The sequence below is a fragment of the Acinetobacter sp. GN11 genome (assembly GCF_054823985.1).
The window spans coordinates 1-4,276 of the sequence record NZ_JRVL01000251.1 but is presented as its reverse complement, the minus strand read 5'-3'; the positions used below and the strand labels follow the sequence as shown (position 1 = coordinate 4,276).

General features: G+C 34.8%; 4 protein-coding genes and 1 pseudogene. All 5 read left to right on the top strand.

Translation table 11 applies throughout. From position 1 onward, the window contains the following. Positions 1-141: 141 nt before the first annotated feature. Positions 142-1,179, top strand: a pseudogene (locus NL42_RS17660) (TonB-dependent siderophore receptor); the annotation flags it as partial. Positions 1,180-1,325: 146 nt separating this feature from the next. Further along, positions 1,326-2,279 (top strand): bifunctional helix-turn-helix transcriptional regulator/GNAT family N-acetyltransferase, encoded by a 954-nt coding sequence (locus NL42_RS17655; RefSeq protein ID WP_461313748.1) that lies wholly within the window; start codon positions 1,326-1,328, stop codon positions 2,277-2,279. A gap of 267 nt (positions 2,280-2,546) precedes the next feature. Then, entirely contained in the window at positions 2,547-2,936 is a 390-nt protein-coding gene (ftsB, locus tag NL42_RS17650; RefSeq protein ID WP_004643028.1) for a cell division protein FtsB, read from the top strand. Continuing rightward, positions 2,902-3,618 carry a 2-C-methyl-D-erythritol 4-phosphate cytidylyltransferase gene (ispD, locus tag NL42_RS17645; RefSeq protein WP_461313747.1) on the top strand — a complete coding sequence of 239 codons (717 nt, stop codon included), beginning with the start codon at positions 2,902-2,904 and terminating at the stop codon, positions 3,616-3,618. The genes ftsB and ispD overlap by 35 nt, the downstream gene beginning before the upstream one ends. Before the next feature lie 340 nt (positions 3,619-3,958). Further along, on the top strand, positions 3,959-4,276 hold a 318-nt coding region (locus tag NL42_RS17640), incomplete at its 3' end, for a 3-oxoacid CoA-transferase subunit A (protein ID WP_461313006.1).

Genomic DNA, 4,276 nt, shown 5'->3' with positions numbered 1-4,276 from the left:
CAGTCAATTTGAATTTGAAAATTGGTTTATATATTTTTGAATCAATAATATAAAGCCCATGGTTTCCGCGCGATGATTAAATAAGATCAGTATTCAATCTGTTAGAAATTCAAATTTTGATGTGTGTGGAGCGATTCTGTTGAAGAAAACAATATTGATGTTTTTATCAATGCTCCATTTACGATTTTTAATCGCCCACAAGAAATCATTATTGGTGGATCTAACATAAACCAAGATATTGAAAAATATTTAGGTGGACCACTTAACTATAATGATATGGCTCAAGAGTTGCTTCAGCCTGTTGTTTTAAATGGTAAAAATGCGCTGAATGAAACTACACAAACTGCCGCTTATATTGCTGGTAAATTCCAGATTCTGGATCCTTTGAAAATTATTGCTGGTGCACGTTTATCTAACTGGGAATATAAGTCTGAAAATGATAAAGGTAACCGTGAATTTAACAATGAATTAGCACCATATGTTGGCGCTATTTATGATTTTGCCCAAGATCATTCTGTGTATGCGAGTTATACAGAAATTTTTAAACCTCAAGAACGTAAAGATATAAATGATCAATATATAGATCCGATTACTGGTAAGAGTTATGAGGCTGGCTTAAAGAGCGAATGGTTTGGAGGGCGTTTAAATACAGCATTGTCAGTATTCCGAATAGAACAATCTAATTTTGCTGAATCGATACCGGGAGTATTTATTGTCCGTAATGGTACACAAACTACAGAGCAGGCCTATCGCGCTGTAGATGGGGTTAAAAGTAAAGGTTTTGAGTTTGAAGCTGATGGTGAGATTAATGACAATTGGGGTATTAACTTTGGTATTGCTAATTTTGAAGCAAAAGATGCACAAGGCACAAAGGTTAATACGACAAACTCTCGAACAACCTCGAATCTATTTGTTAAGTACAAACTTGATCAATGGAGTGCAGGGCTTGGTTTAAATTATAAGAGTAAATACTATACGGGTAGTGGAAGTTCTTGTATTGAGCAAGATGCGTATGTTTTAGCAAGTGCGATGCTTGGTTATCAAGTAGATAAAAATATCAAACTTCAATTTAATATCGATAATATTTTTGATGAAAAATATTATGAAGGTATTGGTGCTAACTCAATGAATTGGGGAACACCACGAAATGCAACGTTGAGTGTTCGTTATAATTTCTGATTTAGACTCTCATAAGCAGTCGATTTATAAGAGCCCTCGAAAGATGGCTTTTACTCTATTTAAGCTCGTTTTATAAATGAGGAAAATCTTGGCTTCTTTTATATAAATATAGTTGTATAGTACAACTATGCTTTGAGGGTGAAGTGATGATTGACCAAAAAATTATTGATGAAATCCGTAGTTCATCTCGAATCATGGTTCGTGAATTAGGTTTTATGAGCTCAACTCTTGCTGCCACGGATTATTCTCCGTCAGCTGTTCATTCTTTACTTGAACTTAAAAATAGAGGTTCTCTAACCGCTGTACGATTAGGACAGATTTTAGGTCTAGAGAAATCAAGTGTGAGTAGAATGTTGATTAAACTCATTAAGGCTGGTGAGATTAAAGAGGAACAAGATAAGAATGATGCCAGATTAAAAGTGATTAAACTCACTTCTAAGGGAATTGATACTGTAAGAAAAATTAATAATTATGGAGAGATGCAAGTTGTTCAAGCGATTGAAAAATTAAACTCTTCCAAACAACTTGTTATTGCTCAAGGTTTGACAACTTATGCTGAAGCTTTAATAAACTGTCGAGCTGCTAAAAATCTAATTGATAACAATAATATTGAAATTGTAAGCGGTTACCGTGCAGGTATGATCGGTAGAGTCGTTGAAATGCATAGTATTTACTATCATGAAAACTATAATTTTGGATGTTTCTTTGAAGAAAAAGTGGCCACGAATTTAGCTGAATTCTGTAATCGTCTTTCTAAAGAACCTAATAATATTTGGTTGGCAATTAAAAATAATCAAATTGTTGGTTCTGTAGCAATTGATGGCGAAGATTTGGGGAATAATGAAGCTCATCTTCGATGGTTTATTTTAAATGACGATTGTCGAGGACAAGGTGTCGGTAAAAAACTACTAAAAGAGGCAATAGATTTTTGTGATCAAAAACAATTTTCAGCTGTTCAATTGTGGACTTTTAGCGGTCTTAGCGCAGCAAGAAAGCTTTATGAAAATTTTGGTTTTAAACTTAAGAATGAATGGGAAGGAGACCAATGGGGCAACACCATGTTAGAGCAACAATTTACAAGGGTAAATAATGGAAATTAACCATAAGCTTTTCTCAGCATAAATTTCTCATACTTAGAATGATTTTTTGTGTGTAGATTGATTTATAAACAGTTGTACTTATAAATATTATTTCCCTTTCAAATTCTATTCATTTTTGACAAAATGAAACATGTCACAATGGTCAATTAAAGTAATATGCCCATTAATAATTTTGTTTAAATTTTTGCAGGAATTGCGCATGCTACTTGTTAATTACTATACAATACAAACTCTTAACGAAAGTTTTTAATTAAAAATCTTAATGATATGTTAGAAGTATTTCGATCCACTTCAAGCAAACTGATATTGCTACTTGTTATTGTTTTAGTAGCTATTCTGCAATATCAATTTTGGTTAGGTGAGGGTGGCTATATCCCTCATCAAGCTCTCATGCAACAAATTCAGCAACAAGCTGAGGTAAATGAAGAGCTTAAAGAGCGAAACCGTATTTTGGCAGCAGAGGTTTTTGACCTGAAAAATGGTACAGAAGCAATAGAAGAACATGCCCGCCTTGATCTTGGTTTGGTTAAACCTCACGAGACATTTGTTCAAATGAGTACAATCAGTACCCATTACAAACCTATTTATATTGACCCGAACGCTAAAGTTGATTTGGAAACGAATGAGACACCTGCATCCCCAGATATCCCAGACTAAATTATGGGCAGTGATTCCCGCTGCAGGATCAGGAAGTCGTTTTTCTAAAACTGAATTGAAGCAGTATCAATATATTCAGAATAGGACTGTTTTAGAACATACGATTGGCCGTATAAGCCAACTTCCATTAAATGGTTATGTTTTGGCAATTGGTACACAAGATACCTTTGCTCAGACTCTAGCATTTCAAAATATAGATAAGGCGCATTTTTGCATTGGTGGAGCTGAGCGAGTTCATTCAGTTTTAAATGCGTTAAATCATCTTTTAAATTTTGCCGATGAAAATGATTGGGTTCTTGTGCATGATGCGGCTCGCCCTTGTGTAACCATTGATTGTTTAAATGCACTTGTGGTAAAGGCAATTGAATCAAATGATAGTGCTATTTTAGCAATTCCTGTTCGTGATACTTTGAAGCAGGTTAAGTCAGGCAATCATATTGATAAAACGGTTAGCCGAGATTTATTATGGCAAGCCCAAACTCCTCAAATTACCAAAATCGGTAAACTTAAAAAAGCAATTGAATATGCTTTAGAAAATAACGTCACTATTACCGATGAAGCAAGTGCACTTGAGTATATGGGTGAAACTGTACAGGTCGTAATGGGGCGTTCGGATAACATAAAAATTACCTATCCCGATGATTTAGAACTTGCGCGTTTGATTCTTCAATCTCAGTCTTAATTCTATTATTTTTAACTTGTTTGGATGATTCGCTCGTCTAAGCAAGTTTTCTACATATCTATTTATAACAACTCATATTCTTTTACATTGATAAGTTTTAGGATTTATCAAGATCGTACAACTATATTAGATAATGTTCGATCATCGAACAAAAATTATTTATACCGAACAAAACCATGGTTTGATAACTAGATCAAATTACAAAAATTATCAAGAATGTTTAAAAGGAAATCTAAGGGAAACACTCGGGATTGAGTGAAATATCTATCTGTTCATTCTACCTCAGTGTGCCTAAATCTCTTATCTATTTCTTCCTGAATGAGCACAATGGAGTTGTCTAATGATTGACAAAAGTAAGTCCTCACTAAGCGAGGTACTATCGCAGATTAAAGATGGTGCAACCATTCTGATTGGTGGTTTTGGTACCGCAGGACAACCCGCTGAACTCATTGACGGACTGATTGAACTGGGTATTAAAGACCTGACTATTGTGAGTAATAACGCCGGTAATGGTGATTATGGCTTGGCTAAGCTCCTTAAGGCTGGTTCAGTTAAAAAAGTGATCTGTTCTTTCCCGCGTCAGTCAGACTCTTATGTATTTGATGAACTGTACCGTGCCGGAAAGGTTGAGCTTGAAGTGGTACCACAAGGTAATCTG

What these genes read in the sequence shown, in the direction of transcription:
- NL42_RS17655 (WP_461313748.1), top strand. Translation starts at nt 1,326, where the DNA reads ATGATTGACCAAAAAATTATTGATGAAATCCGTAGTTCATCTCGAATC.
- ftsB (WP_004643028.1), top strand. Translation starts at nt 2,547, where the DNA reads ATGTTAGAAGTATTTCGATCCACTTCAAGCAAACTGATATTGCTACTT.
- ispD (WP_461313747.1), top strand. Translation starts at nt 2,902, where the DNA reads ATGAGACACCTGCATCCCCAGATATCCCAGACTAAATTATGGGCAGTG.